Origin of the sequence: Chryseobacterium amylolyticum (assembly GCF_051011775.1) — a bacterium.
Lineage (GTDB): Bacteria > Bacteroidota > Bacteroidia > Flavobacteriales > Weeksellaceae > Chryseobacterium.
The window spans coordinates 760,225-784,761 of record NZ_JBPCHX010000001.1 but is presented as its reverse complement, the minus strand read 5'-3'; the positions used below and the strand labels follow the sequence as shown (position 1 = coordinate 784,761).

Genomic DNA, 24,537 nt, shown 5'->3' with positions numbered 1-24,537 from the left:
TATTGAAGCCAATGATGCGATTTGTCTTTTCAGCAGATCAGTAAAGCTTACTTTTTAGCTTTAATCCGGACAGTTCTTTTTTGATAACAGTACCCAGTTTTGAAGGGCTTACTTTTGTCAGGACCAAAGATTCACAGCCATTGAAAACAGCAAAACGTTTTAAGGTTTCTGCAAAAGGAGTAAGCCAGAGTTCAGGGGCAGCCGTATTGTTTTCAATATGTAAGTGAATAAGCTCAAGTTTTTTTTCCTTTCTGTGGGCTTTACAGTCGACTCTTCCGATAAACTGATCTCCGAACAGGATAGGAAGGCAGAAATAGCCATATTGTCTTTTTTCTTTCGGAGTATAGCATTCCAGCCGGAAGTCGAAATCAAAGATCTGTTTTACACGGTCCCGGTGAATGATAGAATTATCAAACGGAGACAGCAGCCATACTCTGGAATCTGTCAGGTCAAATGTTTTGTTCAGTGTATCATTCTGTATAAAAACAGAAGTTCCTCCGTCTGCCTTGATTTTTGATATTCTGCCTTCTTCCAGCATACGCTGCAGCACTTCACTGACATTTTTCTTCAGTTCATTTCCCTTTCGGAGATGAGTGATCTGCTTTACTGTCGTAAATCCATAGGCGCGGAGATTGGTTTTGACCAGATATTCTGCAAATTCAAGTGGGGTAGGTTCTGTGGTGTTTACAGAAGAAGGTAGCACTCTTTCAGCCAGGTCATAAGTTTTCTGCATTCCGGAACGGCCGCTGATCATCAGGTCTCCCTGCATGAAAAGCCGTTCAAGGGCTAGTTTGGCAGGTTTCCAGTTCCACCAGCTTCCGGCTTTATGGCTCTCATTTTCAAAATCTCTTGCTCTTTTAGGTCCTTCATTACGGATGGTATCGGTGACATACTTCATCACTTCAGGATCCGCATTATGATAGCGGGATTCCCCACGTTTGATGGTCAGCATCTGAGGTAAAGCATACCGGAAATCCTGCATGGGAAGATAAGATGCTGCATGGAACCAGTATTCAAATACTTTACGTTCCTCTACCAGCTCGTCCAGATAACCTGCCTGAAAATCAGGGATTCTTGTCCAAAGGGTATGATGATGGGCACGTTCCACCATGGATAAAGTATCAATCTGTATATATCCGAGATGCTCCAATGCGTTAAGAACAGCATCTTTTCCGGTTCCGAACGGTGTATTTCGGGTTAATCCCTGACTATCCAGCGTTGCAAGTTTCAATTGTCCTAATGCCAGCTTCTTTTCCATATCCGAAGAAAACAGGTTTGTGATGTTTTTTCAAATATAATGATTTGACACAAAAGCATTCAATGAAACCTTCACAGAAATTGATCTCGAAGATATTCATCTGAAATCAAAATAATTGAGTGGAGGTCTTATTGCTCTTCTTTGATTTCCGAAAAATTAATTTCTTTGTTATAAATTACATCAACTATATTTTTTATGAAATTTTCTTTTTGGATGCGCTCTCCATTGGTATTATAAGAAATTGAGAGATCAGCCTCCTTATTATAGATGAGAACACTGTGTGATCCTAAGGTATCGCCGCCATGCCCGTAAAATGTAATCCCGTCAAAATCCCAGATCGCCATTCCTCTTCCCCAGCTTTCTTTTCCCAATACAGGTTCCATCAGTTTCAGCGTTTCTTTTTTCAGAATCATATGATGGAATAAGCTGTTGATGAAAATATTCAGATCGTAAGGTGTTGCAGAAATATCGCCTACGCCGATAACATTGAGAAAGTCTAACTCCTTTTTCAGTATACTCCAGGAATTGTTTTGATAATGATAGGGCAGGAATATATTTTTTTGCCCGGGTTGAAAAGGGGCCAGATTTTTTAACCGGAGAGGTCTTACAATTTCTGACCGGACTATTTTATAAAACGGTTTCTTATATTTTTGTTCAAGGATTCCCGTTAAAAGATAATAGCCGGAGTTGGAGTAATCCACCTTTTCACCCGGCTCAAAACTTTTGCCCTGCGTGATGATAAGATCCATAATCTCTTTATCACTTGTTTTTTCGGTTGCCCATACTTCTCCATTTCTCACCAGATAGTTTCCCAGCCCGCTGCTATGCTCCAATAAATTTTTAATCGTTATTTTATCAGCATTAACAATTTCAGGATAAAACTCAGAAAGCTTACTATTTAAATACAGTTTATTTTCTTCAATTAACCTGAAAATTAAAACTGCAGTAATCATTTTGGTAACAGAGCCTACCTGATATCTGGTATTCTTATCGTAAGTTAATCCGGGAATATTTTTTTGCCCGAAATTTTTAGAATAAATTTCTTTACCGTTTTTAAAAATTGACACACTCCCCACTCCCAGATTATTTTTTTCAATATAATTAAAGTAATCATCTAATTTCTCAGGATTAATGGTTTGTGAAAAAATGTAATTTGAAATAAGTAACAGAAGTAATGCAACCGTATTTTTCATTATTAGTTTTGTTGATTAATCATTGATATAACAATTGGCATCCGCTGTATTACAGGTATTGACATTCCAGCTAAAGTCAGAAAAACTTTGTCCTTACCAATAACAGTTCTACCATCACCTGATGATGAGTCAGGTGACCTAAAAAAGCAGATGTTTTATCCCTTTATCAGTGGTCAAGCCTGTAAATAAATTCCTCAATCTCGGTTTGTCTGGCATTGGCAAAGCCTTTATCTGTACCGATTCTGACAAAACCACAGTTTTCCAGGACTTTTTGCGAACCCAGATTATCAAAAGCAACACGCCCAAAAACAGGTCTTGTTGTTTCAATGGCCAGGAAATCCTTCAATGCTGCTGTGGCAACGCCTTTTCCCCAGAAAGGTTTATCGATCCAATAGGTGATTTCAGCATCACCTTCCAGGATAAACTTGGCAATACTTCCGACGATCACTGTACCGGCCATAATGGTTTGGTTGTTGACGGTGGGGTCTGCCAGCAGCCTGGTGAATTTATTGATATATGCTTCTTTATTTGCAGAATCTTTTGAAGTGAATGCTGCAAGATGATTGGCTTCAGGGTCAAGCTGGAACTCAAAAAGAGTCTCGAGATCATCCGCTACCGTTGGTCTGAGCTTTATTTCATATTGAATGTCTTTCATATTGAGTGTGGATTTGTTGATTTTCAAATATAGAACTTATTTATACTTTTTATATAACAGCCGATCTTTAAAAACAGATTTATTTTGCCCACAGATGTCACAGATTTTCTCAGATGTTTATATCTGATACTGTCATTTTATTTTTAACACTTAAGGCACTTAAGAAAAAAATCAAAGATTTTTAAAAACTTATGTGAACTTATTCTACGGAAGGATATCATCTTCATCTTACTTAAGTGTTTTAAAAGCTTTGTGACTTTTGTGGTTCGTTTTTGGTCACAGATGTCACAGATGTTTACTTACAAAGCAGGACAATAATTTTATACGTAAAAATGCTTAGGTGTTACAGTACAAATACTTAGCGTTAAAATCACAGGTTTGTACTCTACCATTCATTCTTTTTTCGCCGTTACTTTGGGATGTTCAAAAGAAGCTTCAAACCCTGAACAACGGCAGCCTCCGAAAAGCCATCAAAAAGAGTAGGAACAATACCAATATTATTAATCATGAAAAATCCTGAAAGTGTTGCTCCTTTTGTAGAAGCATCACAAATTATCACAGAACTGAAAGACAGAGCCAACGAAATCCTGTCAAGTGTTTTAAGTACAGACCTGTCTGCCATCACCATTAACGGAAAAGGAAATTTCCCTTATTACTGGCAGGATCCCTCCAATCTGAAATTTAATAAGAAAACCTATGACTGGATAGCATGCAACCTGAAAGCTGATACAGAGCCGGTGCAGCTGGACCAGGTATTTACCAATTACTTCATTGATGTTTTCTCAAAAGTCAATTATTCCTTATCTGAAGAAGATACAGCGGTACTGAATGACGCCCATTCAAGGGCTACAGATCAGCAGATGGCTTTACTCACTGCCTGGGTGGGTGCCTATGGGTCACTTCCTCCTGCTACGGACACTATGCAGCCAATCGATATCATTATGGATAAAATTGCTACCGAATGGGCCAACCCTGCTACTACTTTATACCAGATCCAGAAAAGTGAGAACCTTGATGCTTTACTGAACAAAACACCGGCAAGCGGAAAACCTATTCTTCCTGTTTTAGCCAGCTATCTGGATGCTTTGGGTGCTACGATATCTTTACAGAACAATGTGACTATGAATAACGGCTATCTGTCCAGAGTTTTAAAGAATGTACAGAATCCTAAAAAAGAAAACGGAGGACTGCAGCTGAATGACGACAGTTTTTTACCAGCTTTTGAGGTGACAACTCCGCTCAACCAGATTTTAAACGGTCTTAAAAATACTTCACAGGCAGCCCAGATCGATATGGAGGTCAGCCGTGAATCCGAAAGCCGGTTCCGGGTTTCCGTACAGGGGAAAACGGGTTTTTCTATTCCTATCTTTGATTTCTTTACGCTGGGAATAGGCGGTAATGCCAATTATTTCAGTGAAAATATTGCCATCAGCAAAAATTCTATCAAAATATCGATGTCTTTTACCGGGGTTACCCTGGTGAACTTTGGTCCGAAGGATTTTAATATTGCCAGCAATTTGTACTGGGCATGGTTTGATCCTATCCGAAAAGCGCAGATCAACAGCAGAGACAAACAGGAAGAAAAACATATTTCAGGATACAAATTCTCTCCGGATCCGGCTACGAAATTCGGGCCTGACGGACCCTTCGGTTTGCTGAACGGAGTAGCAATTTCCAATTATCCAAGTGTAGAGATCACGGTAACCGGTGAAGATTATAAAAGCATTCAGAAAACCTTTGAGCAGTCTACTTCTGCAACGCTTTCTTTCTTAGGAATTCCTCTGGCAAGCGTTAAGGAATCTACTTATTCCTCTTCTTATTCTGTAGACCATTCAAAATCTACTATCAAGATTACACTGACACCTCCTCCAAGCCTGGTAGCCGGTAATAATAAAGATTCCATAGCCTGGGTACTTGGCGCTATTGTGGATTATCCTGCCCAGATAGGTGAAGGTGTGGAACTTCTTGATGATGAGGAATTAGTAGCGAAAGGTGCTTATCCTAATTACCAGCTGTATGAAGATAGTACCGGAACTACTTATTGTTCGGTAAAAAAAGTAAAATCCCACGCAGTGGGCAGCGAATGGATAAGGGAGTGTCTGGCAGCCCATCCGGGAACAAGACCATCCGGAAAACCATGGACCAGTCCCCGACAATCAGGGGTGATCTGGCCTTAAACAAATAACAAATAAGCCATAAGAAAACAGACTGTCTCAAGGAGGCAGTCTGTTTTTATATCAAGATTTTCTAATATCGGTATGTTTAGTCTTTTTTGCTGGTCTCAAACAGGAATCTCCAACGTAGCAGACTTTAAAAAATCTGAAGGTTTAAAATACTATTTGACAAGAAGATAGATTCCAACCCCAATGGCAGCATAGGCCGTCACCGTAAGAATATCAGCAATAGGCTGTGAAAAACGTCTTTCCGCAATCTTCTCACTGTTGATCTGGTTCTTATGGAATTTCAGATTCTTTTTGGCATTACGAACCGGATGTACTACAAGACTGTCGCCTTCCCATCGGTCAACAATGACTTTGTAGCTCTTGTTATCCACTTCAATTTTAACATTTTTACCGGCAGCCAGTTTCTCCTGAACATTAACAGGAGCAGGCGGCTGCTGAACATTCAGGTTCTGGGAAACAGGATTGTTTTTATTATTAGCCGGTTTATTGTTAGCTGCCGGATCCGCAGGTTTTTTTACCTGATACGTATAGCAGCTGGTAAGGGAACATAATATAATGATGAAATAAAGATTCTTTCGCATGAGCCAAATTTAAGAATTAAACGGAATATTTGGGAGTTTGTTTTGAAAGATCATGTTTTTTTAGAAAATTCTGTTGTGGAAGTCTCTTGACTTTGAGTCTATCAGTAAAGAACTTTCGAAATCGGAGAATATATATCAAGGTTCGGAAAGTCTTTGAAGGTAACTCTGAGGTGAGATTCCTCCTTCGTCAGAATGACGGTTATACAGGTGAAAGGCTGGCAGTCTGTAGTAGATTAGCATAAAATGAGAATGGTAGCGGTGTCTTTATGATTACTATGACTTCCGGACTCCTTCTTCAAAACTAAAAGAGAGACTTTCTCAGTCTCTCTTTTATTATTTTAAAACCTGCTGGTCATAAAGAATATTGTCATCTTCATCAAAGCTTATGATCAGTACTTTAAATTGCTTTGCACTGTCATTATTGAAGAATTTGATTCTTGGCGGAACATAATCGCTGTCGAACAGATTAGGGTTCCAGTACAGGGTTTCGCGGGTGTCGTTTTCAATTTTTTCCGGGGCGTTATCATCAATCATTTCAATAGGAAATTCTGACGGTTTATCATATCCTTTGATGATGGCTGAATTGTTCTTTTTCGCTTCTTTTTCGTTGCTTTTAGGTTTCATATTGCCTCTCATCGTATAGACGGCCACGGCATCGCCTACTAACCCTGCTCCTTTAATAATTTTTACCATCGCAATGTTGTCAACAGGAAGATTGGCAATCATGGAAGCATCGGTAGGTATTTCATCTAAATAAAGCTTAGCCTGCTGGCCGCGGATGTAAGGTACATTAACGCCCGTATTATTTCTCTGAAATGTAAGGCCGGCAGCTCTTCCCTGCAGCCAGTCCAGGATGTTGACTGATCCTGAAGTATGCTGGTCTTCATTCACAAAGTCAAATACAGTAGAATTGGCAGAAGTGAACATACCGCTGGACAGCTGTTTGTCAAGCTCTGCCTTCGGGTCTTTCTTTTTTCCTACCAAAGCAACTTCCTGAATCTGTATGTCATTACTTTCTTTCTTTTTAATGTTTTTTTGAGTATTGATGGCTCTTGAAATTGTTGGAGGAAGCGTTTTATTTTTATCGGCTTTTACCAGTGTATATTTTGTGGGCGGGAAATTGCCTTTGAATGTTGTAGGCGTCACTAATGGTTCTGCGGTCACAAACAGATCGTCATTGCCTGATTCTTTATTTTCTGCATTGACGAATGCTGAAATTTCCAGAGGCTCACTAATGTTGAGGTTATTTAAATAAATATACCCGTTCTGATCTGTTTTAAACTGGCTGAATGCAGGCTGGCCCTGACCTGACTTTGATAATAAGTTGACTGTTGTATTGATCATCAGGGCATTATTTTTAACAGGTTTCAGCCGGTAAGAAAGATATTGCTGAGACTGGGTTTTAATGGTGGGTGCAGCTCCGCTCAGTACGGAATTCCAGTCGAATCTTTTCCAGTTTTCAGAAATAAGCAGGGCATCCAGCGCTTCAGTGTTGGCATTTTTAGAGAAATACTGTGCCGGGCTGTCTATTCTTGTTGTAAAATCTCCCGTCAGCCAAAGTCCGCTTAAAAGATTTTCTTCTTCAGGAGTTGGGGTACCATTGTCTTCACTTACGACAACCGTATAATTTTTAAAATAAGATTCAGGAGAAAGATCAATGCTGTTGAAAGCCCTTGGTGCTGTTTTTAGGCTTTGGCCTACAATTTCAGCCTTCTCAATTTTTAAATTACCGGGTTTTATAAAGCAAAGCCTCTGGGCAGCAATATGGTCCTGTTCATCAAAGATCACCAATTGTAAAATACCATTAGCCCCGTTACTGATTTTGGTAGGGATAAGGCTTGACACATCATTGGTCAGATGGTTGATATTGGCTCTGTAAGCAAGGTGATTATTGATAAGCCCGACAATTTTATACCCCTGAAGCTGTTGTTTCAGGTTAGCACCTTTTAAGGTATATTTAATCCCCTCTCTGGAGCTTGAAACCTGTATATTCAAACCGCTGTCAGCTACCGGCGGCAGGTCTATTGTCTGGCTTTTCCCCGTATTATCCCGGATGATGGCCTGGTATTTCTTTCCTGCAGCCGGAGTTATTGTAAAAGAGGCTACATTTTTATCAAAAGATGTAAAAGTGGTAACCGGAGTGTTTGGGTTCTGGCTGTCAATTACTTTTCCGGTCCAGCTTTCCGGCAGGGAAGAAGGGGATGATAATCTTACTGCAAATTTTACCGGCATACCGCTAATGAAAGTTCCTCCTTCCGGAAAGGCTTTGGCAGACCAGTCCGAACTTTTGGCAACCACCAATGATTCCGCAGAGTTCGGGTTATAAACCGGAATGGTTTTAACAATCTGAAAATCTTCATTAAAGTTGGTCATATAAGGCGTATAGGCCCTTACAAAATAAACCTGCTCCGGAAGGTCTTCTTTCAGCTGAAAATCTCCGCTGCCTTCACCATTGGTAAGGAGCACGGTTTTCCAGTCAATTAATTTTTTATCAGAATTATAAAGCTCGACAAACAGGGTAGTGGATAATGGTGAACGGTTATATCCGTCGAATACAAAACTTTTGAACCATATTTTGTCACCCGCTGCATATTGGGGTTTGTCGGTGAGTACATATACTTTTTCCTGTTCGTAATTATTCTCAAGATTGGTGATGGCTTTTTCCAGTTTGGTTTGTGCCAGTACAGGCTGTACCATTGAAAGAAGCACTACACAGAATATATTTTTCATAGAAATCTCGGCGCATTTTAATTCTGTGCTAATGTAGTTAATTAAACGTTTCGGAAATTGATATTTACAGGTTATTTCACAGCAAATCATAAAGAGGAAAATGACAGGCATATAAAAAAAGACAACTATTGAATAGCTGTCTCTTAAAGTCGTTATTTTTTAAAGTAAACCTTATCGTTTTTATTCAAAAAGGTTTTTAATTCTTACGGTTCAAGCCCTGGGCCGCCACATGAGCTATACGGAACGCATGTTAACTTATCATTGACAAAACACAGTCTTACACACTCTGATCCTCCGGCAATTGCTTTTAATTCTGCTTTGCTAAGCTTTTTTAAATTTTTCATATGAATATATTTTATGTTCCTGACAAATCTCTACATAATTATAATATGATAGGTGATATTAACAAATTTTAACGTGGTCTCAATTAATTTACAATAGGTCTTCTGACCATTCATCAGCCATTTTTTCAACGTAATCAACAAAGTTTTCAACGCCTTGTATCGTGTAAAAGGTGTATTCAGGCTGATTTTCAAAAACATCAACATCCTCAAACCAATGATCATGGGCAAATAATATGACCTTCCCTGAATTCTTTTCATACATTGTCATATTGCCATTGGCTTCCAGGGCAAAGCAAATAAAGTCATTATAATCTATCGGCTCTTTAGATTCTTCTTCACAGAGATTTTCATAGTATTCTTCCCATTCGCCTATTCCCGTCATACAGGCAGACTTTAAGAATAAATAGTCCTGATTATTAGTAAGGGCCGGTTCGGGCTGATGATAAGATTCTACAATACCACCAATTTCTTTCAGTAATAATTCATGTTCTTGTACCAGTTGAAAGTTATCCGTATCATCTGATTCAATCCGGGTTAGCCACCCACAACTTATATTGTATTTATTGGTCCATGACAATAATCTGTAGGGCTTGCTGTTTATGCTAAAATCAAGTGTTCTGGCTTTTTGAATAAGTCGGGATAATGCAGGAAATGTTGATTTAAAGTCGTCAGAAAGATCCGGGTGCGGTTTTGTATCAGAAAATTCAACAAGGTCATTTGGTCTGATAAACCAATTGATATCTTTCTTAAAAGTCTCAAAGTCTGGATTCATTTGATTGTATTTGAAATTGAATAGATTGTAAATTTAAGTAAAATACCCCGGAGATGCCTGTAATTAATATAGTAATGCCATAATTTTTTCTATATTCAGAAAGATATGAGTATGCTCATATCTGGAAATGACTTGCTTTTTGTATTTTGTACTTTAATATTCCTGTCCATATAATTTAAAAGAAAACAATGCCGGTAAACCCAATACCTCCGGACGGAGGCCTTTTATATAAGGAAACAGATATGGCTCAGTTTTTCCCTGAGCCCTTAAATGCAATCACTGCTGTATTATTTTTAGCCATAGCCATTTTCTGGACCGTTAAACTGAAAGGTAACTTCAAAGAATATCCTTTTTTAACCTACTGCCTGGTTTTATTATATATCGGAGCCATAGGAGGAACGGTTTACCATTCATTCAGACAGTGGCCGGTATTTATCATGATGGACTGGCTGCCTATTATGGTACTCTGCCTGTCTGCCGGATTTTATTTTATAGCGCAAAGCACCAGATGGTACTATGCTGCTGTAATGGTTCTGGGGTATGCAGTACTGATGTTCGCTTTAAGGAACTGGATCCTGGCAGATCACGCTTCTCTTTTTATCAACGTCAATTATGCCATCATGGCCTCGTTTGTCCTTTTCTCGGTACTAAGGTATCTGATGTTTACCCAATGGAAAGCCGGCAAATGGGTAGGTTTTGCTTTACTGTCCTTTGTTTTTGCACTGACCTTCCGTATCGCCGATAAATGGGAATGGTTCAGCTTCGGAACCCATTTTTTATGGCATACGTTTGGAGCGGCAGCAACGTTTTGTATGTTTAATTATATTAGTCTTACGGGGAATACAGTTAGAAAAATATAAGTGGGTTTTATTTCTGTGTACGAAATTTTCTGACTTTGAGCTGTTAATTAAGATGTCTGAAAAAGAAGTAATTAGAGTTATTCTGAACATTTAATAATTGGCTATTATCACAAATTTATGAATAAAATGATTCAAGACATTTTTTAATTCTACAAAGGCACGAATAACAACCTAACTGAAAACCAGAATTCTATCAAAATGTAGTAGCTCTCTAATGTTGATGTATTCTATTACTTTTCTTTCTTTTACGAATGCTCTCCCAACATAAAATCATATCCACTAAACTTATTCCAAATTTCAAAAATTTCGGAGAGCCAATAGGCGATATCAGATATTGATCTTAATTAAATGCTAATTATAGAGTTCGCAATTCTCTTTTCACCTCCTATTGGGGTTGTATAAAATCTTTGTTCAATTCCCCATAAAACAAATTTAAGATCTTCATCTGTTTCAATTTTAAACTTTCCATTTTGAAATTCCACTTGGCTATATTGACTAGTATATGAATATACAGTCTGTTTTTCTGTATCAGATAAATTATTTAATGTTTCCATTACTAATGCAATCCTTTTTCTGTTTGGTACTGAAACATTTCTATTACTGAAATTAGTATCAACCTCCAGAAAATCGTTTTGTAAAAAAGAATCAGTTTCTAAAGCTGTTGCTTCTTTATATAGTTGATCCATTCCTTTAAAGATTTTTTGAGCCGCAGGTAATTTTTTGAAGTATAGTATGTCAGAGTTTTTGTCATATATTGCATCAGCAAATGGATTTACTGTAATAATTGGTTTTTCAGTTTCGATTCTTAACTCATCAATAGAAAACCATTTTTTGCTAATAAAAAAACTTGAGTTAATAATTTGAAAAAAATATAAATTGTTTTGTACAGTGCAAATAAATGATAGTTTTGTGAGATCATTTCTAGTTATTTGATCATGATTGACGGAGTTCAAATCATTATTTATAAAATCAAATGAAAATCCAGATTGAGAAAACTGCGAAACTTTATATAGTTCTTCATTTTCAATGAGCGTATTTGGATTATAGTCAACACCGACTAAATTTAATTGTGAAGTACTGTAAACTTCTTCTTCTGTCTCAATTACTCGGAAAATATTATGTTTTCTTTTCACTTTTCCATAAATAAAGGTTGCCATATGCTACAAGTTTTAAAGTTCTATAAATGTATAATCATTGATTCTCCTCAAATTATTAAAATTATCATTGCCAGGAGTTTTTAGTTTTCTTTTAGTTATTAAAAATATCTTAATATTTGCTGACGTTTTTACAAAATAAAAATGATAACCAAAAAGTAAAAAAATAGGATTAAAATAAAGTGTTTGTGATAAAAATGTAAAAATGTAAATGATTAAAAAAATTACAACTAGAGTAGAGATGTCGTTTACACCTAAAGACACAAAAAAATACCCTAAATAAGTTGGTAAAAAATTGTTATTTGCTAGTTCAATTTCTATAACTGAATTTCTTTGCAGATTATCTTTTGGTAATGTTTTTGCAACTAGAAAACTCAAAATGGTTAAGATGATTGGAATCAAAATAAATATACCCCAAGAGTAATACATAGAAAATTTTTCAATAAAATTAAATACATACTTTTCTTTTACTAGAAATACTACGGCAATTAACCAAGTCGAGTTAAAAGCCAAAAATAATTGATATAAATATTTCATTCTCTTAATTTGTTCTTTCTTAAGTTTTTTGAAAAATTATAGTAATACAAAAATATTATGAGACATAATTTTAAAAAAACGGTTTTCCGTAAAAAGCAAAAATAAAGACCTTCTTAAAGTTTTCATTCAGTATTTTCACGGAATTTCTTAAAGATTTCGAGAATTTCGTCACAAAAAAATCCCAACTTTCGTCAGGATTTTCTCTTATTTTGATTTTTAAATTCTTTTTGTAGCTGATCAATTTCACTTTCAATCTTCTTTAGCTCTTTTTCATTGAGTTTTGTAAATAAATGTAATAGATCAATCTCAAGAAAATTACAGAATGTAACGAGACTTTCAATGGTTGGGTTGGTTTCAGCTCTTTCAATTCTACCAACATGGTTGCTTGAGATATTGAGCTCATTTCCAAGTTGTAATTGTGAAAGTCCTCTTTTTAGCCTATAAAGTTGAATAAGCTTTCCAATTTGAAATTTTAATTCTTCTATTTCCCATTTATACATTTAGTAAATGTTGGACTTTCTATAATTTTTCATCAACACATATATGTGTTTTAATCGTTTTTTTCTTACATTTATAAAAAAATACAAACAATGAAAAAAAGCAAAACAAACTTTGATAACCGGTTTCGGGCAGATAAGAAGCACTCCGGTTTGCGGCTTATGGAAAACTTCTTTCAGTTCAACGAGCTGGATGTTTCCAAAGAAAGGCTCAGCAACATTATGAATTATGCGGTAAAGCGAAACAGCTGGATCAACGAAGATCCTGCGGTGATCTTTGAGTTTTACCAGTCGATGAGGTCATTGATCCGGGCAGGATATCTCATGATGCTGAAGGACAGAAAATGGACGGTTGATACCCGGCCGGAGAAGATTTCCCCGTGGGTTCTTGGCCTGCTTTCGGAGAAGGAATACCGGAATCCTCTGCTGGTTTTTAAAACAGCGTTCCGCGCATACACCGTTAAAGAATTTGATTACTTTATGTCCGGAATCGTCTATTTTTCAATGGGCGTCTATGAAAATCTGCCGGAAAGAAATATCGTGATGCCTTACATCCACACGGTGAAAATGCTGGATGCGGCACACCTTATTCTTCAGAGAAAAAGAGAAAAAAAGATGGCTGAAATCAATTAGAAAATAAGAAAAGAGACTGTCTCAATAGTGTCATTCTGAACACAGACGAAAGTCTGCGAACACAATTCAGGAATGTAGTGAAGAATCTCATGTATTTGGGTATTAATGAGATTCTGCCTTCGTCAGAAATCAAAGATTCGATGTAGACAATGACAAAACGGAAATGATTTCACTGTTGAGACAGTCTGTTATATTATTGAGCTTTTACCTGCTCTATCTTTATATATACTTTGGAAAGGTTGGGCTGGGCACTGCCTGAAGTAGGCGCTCCTACCATAATGGTTGCGGTATAAGCCGTTTTTGAAGAAGGGTTGCTGTCTATCCATGTGTATCTTCTATGCTCAGGTCCGCCTCCGGCTCCGTCTATAATCCCTACATTCCCCCAGTAAGCACTTCCTATTGCTCCTGTGCCCTGAGGAACCCAGGACGTTGATGAATCTGCCATACCGCCCCATACTCCTGAAGTAATATTGTTTGTGGTTACCGCTGAACCAATATAACCGCCATATTCGGTGTTATAATTCCAGTACAGATTAACGGTGGATCCTGTATTATTGTACAGCTGTACATTAGGAATTGCAGCGGTTGTACCACTGGTGGTATCAAATATTACCCTGATGGAATACTTACCGTCCGGGGTTGCAAGAGGTAGGGTATAGGCTTGTTTCCCGTTGGCATCGGTAGTAAGGGTAGGATATCCCATTACAGCGACTGGTGTAATGTCTGCACGGCTGCTGTTTCCCACGGTAGCGGTACAGTTTTGCGCTGCTGTTAAGAAAGAAACCGTACTGTTGGTCATGGGAATAATCATGTCATTGGCAGTAGTGGGAGTGCCGCTTACTGAGAATACCAGTTCGCCGTCACCAAACTCTAAGGTTCCGGGTCTTAGCTGGAAGGTCAGTCCGTTGATGGTAAAAGGAGTTCCTGAATTATAGGCCCCGCCGTTTCCTCCGTTATAAGTAACCCTCAGGTTTCCGGTGAAAGGAGTACCGGGAGTATAAGTAGAAGGACTTAAGTAAGCTGTACTACATTGTAATGCAGAGATTGCCGGAGCTACAGCATTGGTTGCCTGTGTAAGCCTTTGCCATACGGTTCCGTCAAAATAATAATAGCCCATCGCAGTAACATTGACACGCTGTCCTGCGGTATCTCCGCCCGTGACGTCCGTAATATAAATCAAAGCTCCGGTCTGATTGCTGCCATAGGTAGCAGTATTGGCTGTAAGCTCAGCTCTGGTAAGCCTTGGGGCCTGTAATCCGAATGTTTGGGTGTTATTCGTAATCACTCCTGAAGTATCTCTTGTAGCAGATACATCCAAAGTTGTTTTAGGCGAGGTTGTATTAATACCTACCTGGGCAAATGAAAGCCCTGAAATGAGAATAGCAGTCAGCTGTGTAAATTTTGTTTTCATATAAAGGTGTTATTGGGTTAATTCAAATATAACTTTTTTTTATGAAAAATAAAAAAAAACGCCTTTGTAATTGATAAAAATTAACTAATTGTTCATGTTATGTTTGATTGTTGTGTGTATTTCCTTCCTAAAGATTTTATCTTTTTAATCTTCTTATTGTAAGGGAGCTAAAGAGTAATTTAACCTGATTGTTTAGCTGAAGTTCCAGGTATTTAAGTTATTGACTTGATATGCTTTGTATATGAGAACTATCCTTAAGTTTCGTTGAAAATAAAAGATATTCATCTTAAGTGAACTTTCGTGGGGCAGTTACTCCTACTTTCTAAAGTGTATTAAAGTATTTTAAAAATAAAATTTTGTGACCTTTGTAATTTAATGAAAAATTTAAATCATTTTTTGTGAAATTCACAGTCTGGTTCTTTTAATTTTGAAAGAAAGATGATTTACTTATATTTGTTCCGCAAAGTAAAATTAAATGTTTAAAAAAGTAAGCACTGTATTTATCCTTGGATTTTATACGGTTTTTTGTTCTGCCCAGCAGGTCCGGCCTTTAAAATCATCTGAAATTTACCGCGACCTCAAAACCCTTAAACATCTTCCTAAAGTCTTATACCTTGCGGCACATCCTGATGATGAAAATACAGGACTGCTCTCCTGGTTAATCAACGATCAGAATGTAGAAACAGGCTATCTGTCTTTAACCAGAGGGGATGGTGGTCAGAATTTACTGGGTACAGAGCAGGGGGCTGCATTGGGGTTAATCAGAACACATGAGCTTTTGGAGGCAAGAAAATTAGATGGTGCCCGGCAGTTTTTTACCCGTGCCATTGATTTCGGATTTTCCAAAAATACGACAGATACTTTTAAACAGTGGAATGCAGACAGCATTACGGCGGATGTGGTTAGGGTAATCCGTCAATTCCGTCCGGATGTTATCATCTGCCGTTTTCCTCCTACTGCGGCAGCAGGCCACGGACAGCATGCGGCTTCAGCGGTGGTGGCAGAAAAAGCTTTTAAACTGGCAGGAGATAAAAACGCTTTCCCGGATCAGCTGAAATATGTGAATGTATGGCAGCCAAAACGCGTATTGTGGAATACTTTCCGCTTTGGCGGAGTTAATACAACCGCTGAAAATCAATTGAAAGTTACCGTTGGGCAATATGATGCACAACTGGGAATGGGGTATGGTGAACTGGCAGGGCTAAGCAGAAGCTTACATAAAAGCCAGGGTGCAGGAACACAGTCTGTAGCCGGTATCAGAACTGAATATTTTTCACATGTTATTGGCGAGCCTGCAAAAACAACCCTTTTTGACGGAGTGACTAAAACCTGGACTTCACAGGGAAATGCTGATATTGACCAGGCACTGGATCAAATTATTACTGCTTTCAATTTCAATGAGCCGGCCCGGAGCTTACCTGCGTTGCTTGCTTTGCGGAAAAAGATCATGATGTTAAATGACTCAGATCTGAAAAAGGATAAAATTAAATCTCTTGACCATATTATTTTAAGCTGTGCCGGGTTTATGGGTGAGGTGGTTACCCAGCAGGCTGAAGCTGTTGCCGGGGACCATTACAATTTCAGGTTAAACCTGATTTCCAGAGCTGCAAATCCTGTCGTTTTAGAAGATGTTAAATGGTTAAATCAATCAGAAAGTTTCAACAGAGCGTTATCAAAAGATTCTTTAATTACCATTCAGCATGACATTCAGATTCCCCCGGATGCAGCACTTACAGAACCTTACTGGCTGGCAAATCCACCTGCAGATGCGGCAACTTTCTCTGTTCCCGATGAAACTTTAGTCGGTTTGCCTGAGGCAGAACCACCACTGAATGTTTGGGTTGGTTTAAAAATCGGCCCGGAAAAGTTTCAGGTTAAGCTTCCTTTATCTTTCAAGAAATTAGATCCGGTGCGCGGTGATGTGGTGGAAGCCTTGCGTATTGTTCCTGCTGTGGAACTGAAATTCACACAACCGCTTTATCTGGTTAAAGAAAATGAAGATTTACATCTGAGCTTAAATCTTAAGGTGAATTCTGATAAACAGTTCAGTAAAGGTAACCTAAACCTTATGTATAACGGAGAAAGGTTAGGGGGCACCGATGTAAATCCGTTCAACGGAAAAGATTTTACTATTGATTACGTTATTCCGAAAACTAAGCTTGCTTCAATAAACTCATCCCGTTTGCAATTGGATGCCGGTTTTGTTGCAGATGGAGTAACTTATAATAAAAAACAGGTATTAATCCAGTATCCGCATTTACCTTCCTTACAATATTTCGCCCCAGCAACGGTAACCGTAATGAAGGGGGATATTCAGGCAAAGGTTAAGAAAGTGGGGTACATAGAAGGTGCAGGAGATTTTATTCCTGAATTCCTGCGCATTGCAGGCGTTCAGGTAGATGTATTGAAAGACGGGGACTTTTATGGCAATACAGATGCATCCGGTGGAAACAGCAGTCAGAACAAACTGTCGCAATATGATGCCATCGTGCTTGGTGTTCGTGCCAATAACACAGAGAAGAAGCTGGGCCGCTGGATGCCTTTTTTATGGTCTTATGTGAAAGCAGGAGGTAACCTGGTGATGCAGTACAATACCAATCAGGATACAACCGTTGACCAATTGGGAATGTATAATTTCAGTATTGCCAATAAGCGTGTTACCGAAGAAAATGCTGCGGTTACGTTTTTAAATCCCAATCATAAATTACTGAACTTCCCGAACAAAATTACGGCCGATGATTTTAAAGGCTGGGTACAGGAGCGTGGTGCCTATTTCCCTGCCCAATGGGATGCCGCATATGAACCGCTTTTTGAAATGCACGATACGGATGAAGAGCCGCTGAAGGGATCCACTTTATATGCCCGATACGGGAAAGGTAATTTTATCTATACACCGCTGGCATTTTTCAGGCAGCTGCCTGCAGGAAATGCCGGTGCGGCACGTTTATTTTTTAACTTTTTATCTGCACAGAAAAACTGATGAACAGGAAACTTAAAAATTGGAATACCTGGTATCTGTTATTGGCAGCTGCATTGGTATTGCAGATCGCATTTTATTATTGGTTTACTAAATTCTGGGCATGAGTACTATAGATTGGACCGTTCTTATTTTTACACTTGTTGCAGTGGTGGTTTACGGCGTATTCATCGGCCGTGGCCAGAAAAGCAACGAATCTTATCTGAAAGCAGACAACAAAATGCCGTGGTATATTGTACTGATCGGGATTATGGCTACGCAGGCAAGTGCCATTACATTTCTTTCGGCACCGGGTCAGGCCTATACAGACGGCATGCGTTTCGTGCAGTATTATTTTGGTCTGCCTTTGGCGATGATTGTGATCTGTATTACTTTCATCCCTATTTTTCAGCGCCTGAATGTCTACACAGCTTATGAGTATCTGGAAAACCGTTTTGATAAGAAAACCAGGGTACTCACTTCACTGCTATTTCTTTTTTCGAGAGGCTTGTCAACAGGAATCAGCATTTACGCTCCGAGTATCATCTTATCAAGTGTTTTAAACTGGAATATTTATATAACCAATATTTTAACCGGAGGCATCCTGTTGATTTATACCTATGTGGGCGGAGCAAAAGCGATTGCGCACACCCAGAAATTACAGTTCCTCATTATCCTGGGAACCATGGCTTTTGCAGGGTATCTGCTTATTCAGAATATGCCGGGTGGAATTGGTTTTAATGATGCGCTTTATCTGGCGGGGAAATCCGGAAAGCTCAATGTTATCACCACAGAATTCGACTGGAAAGATAAATACAATATCTGGAGCGGATTGATTGGCGGTTTTTTTCTGGCACTTTCTTACTTCGGTACGGACCAGAGCCAGGTGGGAAGATATATCACGGCGAAAGATAATACCAACGCAAAAATGGGCCTGCTGCTGAACGGACTGGTTAAAATTCCTATGCAGTTTGCTATTCTTCTGATCGGTGCTTTGCTTTTCGCTTTCTTTTCTCTGAAACCGGCTCCTATTTATTTTAATGAACGCTCTTATCAGTATTTAAAGGAAAAACAACCTGAACAGGCTGTTGTTTTTGAAAAAGAACATCGTGATTTACAAATAAAATTTAATGCAGAATCGAAAGAAATTCTAAAGCTGAAAGAAAATAATTCTCCTCAACTCAAAAAAGCAATTCAGGATTTTAAAGATACGCAAACGCAGGTAAAAGCATTGCACGCCAGGGTGGAGGAAGCGATCAATAATTCAGACTATAATGCGGAGAAAACGGATACCAATTACATTTTCCTGTATTTCGTGAAAAATACCCTGCCTGCAGGGATGATCGGTTTACTGTTTGCCGTCATTTTCCTGGCCAGCTGGGGTTCTATTTCGGCAGCGCTGAATTCCCTTGCCGCCTGCTCATTAAAAGATGTACATTTAATATTCAGCAATGAAATTCCTGATGAAAAAACCGAATTAAAATATAGCCGCCTGCACACTTTAGCCTGGGGCATTTTCTCAATCGGCGTGGCCATGTTTGCTACTCAGATGGGTTCCCTTATTGAAGCGGTTAATGTATTGGGTTCTCTTTTCTACGGTCCGATACTGGGGATTTTTCTGGTCGCATTCTATTACAAAAGGGTCAACGGCGCGAATGTATTTATTGCTGCCATTTTATCAGAAATTACGGTTATTGCCGTGTATCAGTTCGATATCGTTTCTTTTCTTTGGCTTAACGTAATCGGGGCAGCAGCGGTCATTATATTTTCTGCAATTGGTTTGCTGTTTTATAAGCAGAAAACAGTAAATTCGTAAACAAACAATGACAAAAACAAACAAATAAAATATTATGAAAACGATTCTTAAATCTGCAACTGTACTTTTTGCTACCATGACACTTTCAGTAAATGCCTTTGCACAGGACACTAAAAAGCCTGCCAGCCCGCCGGCTACAGCTACGGGAAAAATTAATGATGCAACTATTACAATCGCCTATAGCAGCCCTTCTGTAAAAGGACGTACCATCTGGGGAGGTCTGGAAGCTTATGATAAAGTTTGGCGTGCGGGAGCCAATGAAGCAACTACTTTCGAAACAGATAAAGATATTACCGTTCAGGGTAAAAAACTGCCTGCCGGTAAATACAGTTTTTTCTTAATCCCTAAACAAAGCGGAACCTGGACAGCAATTTTTAACAAAGAACCAAAACAATGGGGAGCTTATAAATACGAACAGGCTAAAGACGCTTTACGTGTTGATGTAAAAACGAAAGCTTTACCGGCAACCCAGGAAACTTTAGTCTATAAAATAAACAGTAATGGATTTACAATGGACTGGGATAAAATCTCAGTTCCTGTAGAGATAAAATAAAATTTGAATATAAGGAATAAAAATCCCGGTTAATCCGGGATTTTTTATTTGAAACTTCGATCATCGGCACCAAAAAAATATGGAAACAATCAAACGAAAATTTAAGACCAATTTCGCAATTTTGCTTCTATGAAAACTTTCAGCGATTTAGCCGGCTATAATAAATATCTCAATCTCACAGCTCCTCTGCATCCATTGATGGACAGCAGAGTCTGCAGACAGGCAATCCCCAATTTCCCAAAAACGAGCAAAGAAATTCAGGTTAATCTTTTCAAGATATCATTAAAGAAGAATTTCACCGGAGATATTAATTACGGAAACAATAAATATTATACAGAAAACGGTCTCATGCTTTTTAGCGAACCGGGACAGGTCGTTTCCTGGGATAGCCTGACTTTCTGGGACGGTTATGCATTTGTTTTCCATCCTGATCTCATCAAACAAAATCCGGTTGCTGCCAAAATCCATCAGTATAAATATTTCAGTTACGAGATCAATGATGCGTTGTTTATGACTGCGGAGGAAGAAGAGACTGTTACAACGAGAAAGCTTTGATTGAACTGACTGCTTTGGTAGCGTTAAGAAGCTTTACCAATTATGTGTTTGCCGATACTCAGATTCCTATTGATTTTCCTTTGGCACAGGCTGTTTAAGAAGTGTTTTAATATAAATATTTAGTTTTAAAGGAAGCCTCCGGATGTATTTTCGGAGGCTTCCTTTAAGCAACAATGTTCTTGCTAAAGTTTAATTTTGATAGTATTACAAAATCCTAAAGTTAGAAAACTGACCTTTTGAACAAATAAAAATTGACCTTTTAAACAAAATAATCACTGCGATTAATTCTCAACTTTGCTTAATAAATTTTAATAATGGAAAATATACAGGCAAACAAAACCGTTTTGGTAACAGGAGGAACTGGATTTTTAGGAATTCATATCATTTTACAGTTATTATATCAGGATTTTAATGTGAAAACTACGCTTCGATCATTATCTAAAAAGGATGTAATCATTAAGGCATTACAACAAGGCGGAATCGAAGATTTTTCTAATCTTTCTTTCTACGAAGCAGATCTTACCGAAGATAAAAATTGGGATGAAGCGGTTAAAAACTGTGATTATGTGCTTCACGTAGCATCGCCTTTTCCTGCTCAGGATCCGAAAGATGAAAACGAACTTATTATACCGGCAAGAGACGGCGCACTTCGTGTACTGAAAGCGTCTCGTGATGCAGGAGTGAAAAGGGTGGTACTCACATCATCTTTTGCAGCTGTTGGTTACAGTATCAATAATGAAAACCATATTTTTACGGAAGAAGACTGGACAGATCCGAATGCAGAACTTCCTGCCTACATCAAATCCAAAACGATTGCCGAACAATCGGCCTGGGAATTTATCGAAAAACAAGGAAATGGTTTGGAACTATCGGTTATCAATCCTGTTGGAATTTTTGGTCCTGTCATTGGAGGCATTACTTCTGCTTCACTAGATGTTGCTGTTTCTGGAATTCTTAAAGGAAATTTAGAGTACACACCAACTTTTACAATGGGTGTTGTAGATGTAAGAGATGTTGCTGATATTCATATAAAAGCAATGCTTCATCCTCAGGCTGATGGAGAACGTTTTATTGCCACTTCGGAAGGTGTAATGAGCTTTTATGATGTTGCCGAGTTATTCAAAAAAGAGAGACCTCAATATACATCAACAATCAAAAACCTTGAACCCATTGGCAGAGAATTCTACAAGGAGATATCTAATAATAAAGCGAGAACTATTCTCCATTGGAATCCAAGAAGCCGTGAAGAAGCACTTTTGGCAAGCGCAGATAGTCTGAATGAAAATTTTTAATTTTGTTTGGGATGATACTCATTTCCTAAACTTGTTATGGGATTTATCTAAGTATTGCTTTGTCTTTTCTGAAAAAAAAGGTGAATCACTTTTGACTGATTTAAGTTTTTTTAGATAAAACCGATGTAAAGGAAAGGAATAAATCAGCGCTGAGTAATTCCAATAAAATAAATAAGATGAAATTTAATAATATACAATCTTGTCATTTGGGTCCGGAAATTTCTCCAGAGCAATTTATTCCGGAGCATTTCTTTTTGTTTTTACTGAAAGGTTCTATGGTAGCTTACGACGGTTACAAATATTACTCGATGAAACAAGGCGATTATTGTATTGCCAGAAAAAATCATTTCGTACGATATACAAAACATAAAGAAGACGGGCAGTTTGAAAAGGTCATTATTGCTTTTGATGAGGCTTTTTTAAAGAAATTTTTGGAGCGACATTCTTATCAGGTCGAAGTTACCGACAATAATGATTCTTTTTTGTTTGTAAAAGAAGATAAGTTTATTAAAAGTTATATCGATTCATTAGAACCCTATTATAATGGAAAAGAACAAATTGAAGAGACTTTTGTAGATGTTAAACGTGAAGAATTGCTGATGATTTTGCTAAAAAATCATTCAAGCTTAAAAGATATTTTTTTCAATTTTAATAGTCCGCATAAAGCTGATTTGGAATTGTTTATGAATAGTAATTATAAATTTAATATCAGTCTCGAGCGCTTTGCATATCTTTCAGGACGAAGTTTATCTACCTTTAAAAGAGAATTCAAGACTATTTTTGGTACTCCGCCTGGGAAATGGCTCACTCATCGCAGACTTCAGGAAGCTCGTTATCTTTTGGAGCACGAGCATAAAAAACCCAATGAGATTTATTTTGAACTTGGTTTTGAAGACCTTTCGCATTTTTCGTTTGCTTTTAAAAAGCAATTTGGAGACAGCCCGAAAAATATAGGCAAGAAAACAATTGTTCATTAATTAAAATCGATAGTTCTTATTTCAATATTTTAAAAAGCTTTCAGAAAAATATTCTGAAAGCTTTTTTGATAATTAATTAAAGATAAACAGTCTGATTTTAAAGCCAAACTGCCATTTTAATTAATCAGAAAATATTTTAACGTATTTCTGTGCTATTTTTCAGCTAAAATGGACTATCTGTTCCTTTGGTTTGATGATAACTTTGCTTCATTACACAACACTAAAAAATTAAAACAATGAATAAAATAGTTTTTATCACGGGAGCGTCAAAAGGATTCGGAAAATTATGGGCAGAAGCCCTTTTGGAAAGAGGAGATAAAGTGGCGGCAACAGCAAGAAATACTTCTGCACTGCAGGATTTTATGTAAACAATAAGAGGGTATAAGCAATTGATGATATTAAGTTGGACTTCCTAACACAATAAACTTGGACTTTCCAACAAAACATGCTATTGCTTTTTCAGGCGATCTTTGCAGTATAAATCCAAAGAAATGACAGATTTAAATAGTAAAACAGCAGTCCTTGTAACGGGCGGCTCCGGTTTCATCGCTGTTCATTGTATCATAAAATTACTTGAGCAAGGGTACAAGGTCAGAACAACGCTGCGTTCTCTTAACAGGCAGGATGAGGTGAAGGATATGCTGAGAAAAGGAGGCATAAGTTCATTTGAGGACCTCTCCTTTATTGAGGCAGACCTTTCAAAAGATAACAATTGGGATAAGGCTGCGCAGGGGTGCACCTATGTTCTTCATATAGCATCTCCAACCCCTATTGTTAACTATAAACATGAAGATGAAATGATCGTCCCTGCAAAAGAAGGCGTGTTAAGGGTTTTGAGAGCTGCGAGGGCAGCCCGTGTAAAGAGGGTGGTGCTGACATCAGCTTACGGAGCAGTAGGAATGGGAAATATAAATCGTAGAACACCTTATACTGAAAAAGACTGGTCGAATCTTAAGGCCAATCTTCATCCTTATCAGAAATCAAAAACAATTGCAGAAAAAACGGCGTGGGAGTTTATCAGTAATGAAGGAGGTGGTCTTGAACTTTCAACAGTTAATCCTGTGGCAGTAATGGGGCCGGTTCTGGGTACAGATTATTCCCATTCCAATCAGATAGTGAAGAAAATGCTGGAAGGAGAGATCAGAGCATGTCCAAAAGTATATTGCTGCCACGTGGATGTACGTGACGTTGCTGATCTGCATCTCCTCGCTATGATCCATCCGGATGCCGGTGGTGAGAGGTTTCTGGCTACCACGGGTAAAGCGCTGTCAATGCTGGATATTGCTAACATATTGAAGAGAAATCTAGGCGATGTGGCAGCGAAAGTTCCTACTAGGGAGATGCCTGACTGGATCGTCAGAACAGCAGCGATATTCAATCCATCATTACGGATGCTGGCTACACTGCTGGGTAAATATGCAGAGACGAGTGGGGATAAAGCGAAGCAGTTACTAAAGTGGTCGCCCCGCTCTAGTGAAGAAGCGGTAATGGCTACAGCAAATTCTATGTTAGAGCTGGGTCTGATAAAAAAATAAAAAATATAAATGCCAGCTGGCATGCATGTCAAAAATCTTATTTTA

The 24,537-nt window shown here is 38.2% G+C and carries 22 protein-coding genes; 11 read left to right on the top strand and 11 right to left on the bottom strand.

Features of this window, described 5'->3' with window-relative positions; all coding sequences use genetic code 11:
• Positions 1-37: 37 nt before the first annotated feature.
• From ACR1PO_RS03460 to ACR1PO_RS03450, 3 genes are all read right to left on the bottom strand, one after another.
• Positions 38-1,258, bottom strand: a complete 1,221-nt coding sequence (locus ACR1PO_RS03460) for a winged helix-turn-helix domain-containing protein (protein ID WP_433985852.1) — start codon at positions 1,256-1,258, stop codon at positions 38-40.
• 128 nt (positions 1,259-1,386) lie between these two features.
• Entirely contained in the window at positions 1,387-2,451 is a 1,065-nt protein-coding gene (locus tag ACR1PO_RS03455) for a serine hydrolase domain-containing protein (protein ID WP_433985851.1), read from the bottom strand.
• Between the two features lie 166 nt (positions 2,452-2,617).
• Positions 2,618-3,106: a GNAT family N-acetyltransferase gene (locus ACR1PO_RS03450; RefSeq protein WP_332387670.1), complete on the bottom strand. Its 489-nt coding sequence runs from the start codon at positions 3,104-3,106 to the stop codon at positions 2,618-2,620.
• Between the two features lie 506 nt (positions 3,107-3,612).
• On the opposite strand from ACR1PO_RS03450, the gene ACR1PO_RS03445 reads away from it, so the two are divergent.
• The gene (locus ACR1PO_RS03445) at positions 3,613-5,283 is read left to right on the top strand and encodes a lamin tail domain-containing protein (protein WP_433985850.1); all 1,671 of its coding nucleotides are present in this window, start codon (positions 3,613-3,615) and stop codon (positions 5,281-5,283) included.
• 158 nt (positions 5,284-5,441) lie between these two features.
• Here ACR1PO_RS03445 and ACR1PO_RS03440 read toward each other — a convergent pair whose 3' ends face one another.
• From ACR1PO_RS03440 to ACR1PO_RS03425, 4 genes are all read right to left on the bottom strand, one after another.
• Positions 5,442-5,870: a hypothetical protein gene (locus ACR1PO_RS03440; protein ID WP_332387667.1), complete on the bottom strand. Its 429-nt coding sequence runs from the start codon at positions 5,868-5,870 to the stop codon at positions 5,442-5,444.
• Positions 5,871-6,203: 333 nt separating this feature from the next.
• On the bottom strand, positions 6,204-8,600 hold the full coding sequence (locus tag ACR1PO_RS03435; RefSeq protein ID WP_433985849.1) for a hypothetical protein: 2,397 nt from the start codon (positions 8,598-8,600) through the stop codon (positions 6,204-6,206).
• A 203-nt stretch (positions 8,601-8,803) separates the two neighbouring features.
• The gene (locus tag ACR1PO_RS03430) at positions 8,804-8,944 is read right to left on the bottom strand and encodes a bacteriocin-like protein (RefSeq protein ID WP_433985848.1); all 141 of its coding nucleotides are present in this window, start codon (positions 8,942-8,944) and stop codon (positions 8,804-8,806) included.
• Between the two features lie 88 nt (positions 8,945-9,032).
• Positions 9,033-9,716 carry a hypothetical protein gene (locus tag ACR1PO_RS03425; RefSeq protein ID WP_433985847.1) on the bottom strand — a complete coding sequence of 228 codons (684 nt, stop codon included), beginning with the start codon at positions 9,714-9,716 and terminating at the stop codon, positions 9,033-9,035.
• Between the two features lie 188 nt (positions 9,717-9,904).
• Between ACR1PO_RS03425 and ACR1PO_RS03420 the strand changes: the two genes are divergently transcribed.
• Positions 9,905-10,576, top strand: coding sequence for a hypothetical protein (locus ACR1PO_RS03420; RefSeq protein WP_433985846.1), 672 nt, complete (start codon positions 9,905-9,907; stop codon positions 10,574-10,576).
• Positions 10,577-10,920: 344 nt separating this feature from the next.
• Here the strand turns inward: ACR1PO_RS03420 and ACR1PO_RS03415 are convergent, their stop codons facing one another.
• From ACR1PO_RS03415 to ACR1PO_RS03405, 3 genes are all read right to left on the bottom strand, one after another.
• On the bottom strand, positions 10,921-11,733 hold the full coding sequence (locus ACR1PO_RS03415; RefSeq protein ID WP_433985845.1) for a hypothetical protein: 813 nt from the start codon (positions 11,731-11,733) through the stop codon (positions 10,921-10,923).
• A 12-nt stretch (positions 11,734-11,745) separates the two neighbouring features.
• Entirely contained in the window at positions 11,746-12,267 is a 522-nt protein-coding gene (locus ACR1PO_RS03410; RefSeq protein WP_433985844.1) for a KwaA family protein, read from the bottom strand.
• Positions 12,268-12,458: 191 nt separating this feature from the next.
• A complete protein-coding gene (locus ACR1PO_RS03405) occupies positions 12,459-12,767 on the bottom strand; it encodes a helix-turn-helix domain-containing protein (protein ID WP_433985843.1) in 309 nt (102 codons plus the stop codon).
• A 90-nt stretch (positions 12,768-12,857) separates the two neighbouring features.
• On the opposite strand from ACR1PO_RS03405, the gene ACR1PO_RS03400 reads away from it, so the two are divergent.
• Positions 12,858-13,397: a hypothetical protein gene (locus ACR1PO_RS03400; RefSeq protein ID WP_433985842.1), complete on the top strand. Its 540-nt coding sequence runs from the start codon at positions 12,858-12,860 to the stop codon at positions 13,395-13,397.
• A 193-nt stretch (positions 13,398-13,590) separates the two neighbouring features.
• On the opposite strand, the gene ACR1PO_RS03395 is transcribed toward ACR1PO_RS03400, so the two are convergent.
• The gene (locus ACR1PO_RS03395; protein ID WP_332387655.1) at positions 13,591-14,808 is read right to left on the bottom strand and encodes a phage tail-like protein; all 1,218 of its coding nucleotides are present in this window, start codon (positions 14,806-14,808) and stop codon (positions 13,591-13,593) included.
• A gap of 475 nt (positions 14,809-15,283) precedes the next feature.
• On the opposite strand from ACR1PO_RS03395, the gene ACR1PO_RS03390 reads away from it, so the two are divergent.
• The 8 genes from ACR1PO_RS03390 (at position 15,284) to ACR1PO_RS03355 (ending at position 24,492) form a co-directional block, all read left to right on the top strand.
• Complete coding sequence (locus ACR1PO_RS03390) at positions 15,284-17,788, top strand: PIG-L family deacetylase (protein WP_433985841.1); 2,505 nt, start codon at positions 15,284-15,286, stop codon at positions 17,786-17,788.
• A 100-nt stretch (positions 17,789-17,888) separates the two neighbouring features.
• Positions 17,889-19,580, top strand: a complete 1,692-nt coding sequence (locus ACR1PO_RS03385) for a sodium:solute symporter family protein (RefSeq protein WP_433985840.1) — start codon at positions 17,889-17,891, stop codon at positions 19,578-19,580.
• Positions 19,581-19,614: 34 nt separating this feature from the next.
• Positions 19,615-20,133, top strand: a complete 519-nt coding sequence (locus ACR1PO_RS03380; RefSeq protein ID WP_433985839.1) for a DUF2911 domain-containing protein — start codon at positions 19,615-19,617, stop codon at positions 20,131-20,133.
• 129 nt (positions 20,134-20,262) lie between these two features.
• Positions 20,263-20,688 (top strand): hypothetical protein, encoded by a 426-nt coding sequence (locus ACR1PO_RS03375; RefSeq protein WP_433985838.1) that lies wholly within the window; start codon positions 20,263-20,265, stop codon positions 20,686-20,688.
• A gap of 314 nt (positions 20,689-21,002) precedes the next feature.
• A complete protein-coding gene (locus tag ACR1PO_RS03370; protein ID WP_433985837.1) occupies positions 21,003-21,980 on the top strand; it encodes an SDR family oxidoreductase in 978 nt (325 codons plus the stop codon).
• Positions 21,981-22,156: 176 nt separating this feature from the next.
• A complete protein-coding gene (locus ACR1PO_RS03365; RefSeq protein WP_332387648.1) occupies positions 22,157-22,957 on the top strand; it encodes a helix-turn-helix domain-containing protein in 801 nt (266 codons plus the stop codon).
• 236 nt (positions 22,958-23,193) lie between these two features.
• Positions 23,194-23,325 (top strand): SDR family NAD(P)-dependent oxidoreductase, encoded by a 132-nt coding sequence (locus ACR1PO_RS03360; protein ID WP_433985836.1) that lies wholly within the window; start codon positions 23,194-23,196, stop codon positions 23,323-23,325.
• 123 nt (positions 23,326-23,448) lie between these two features.
• Positions 23,449-24,492, top strand: a complete 1,044-nt coding sequence (locus tag ACR1PO_RS03355; protein WP_433985835.1) for an SDR family oxidoreductase — start codon at positions 23,449-23,451, stop codon at positions 24,490-24,492.
• The last annotated feature ends 45 nt before the right edge of the window (positions 24,493-24,537 follow it).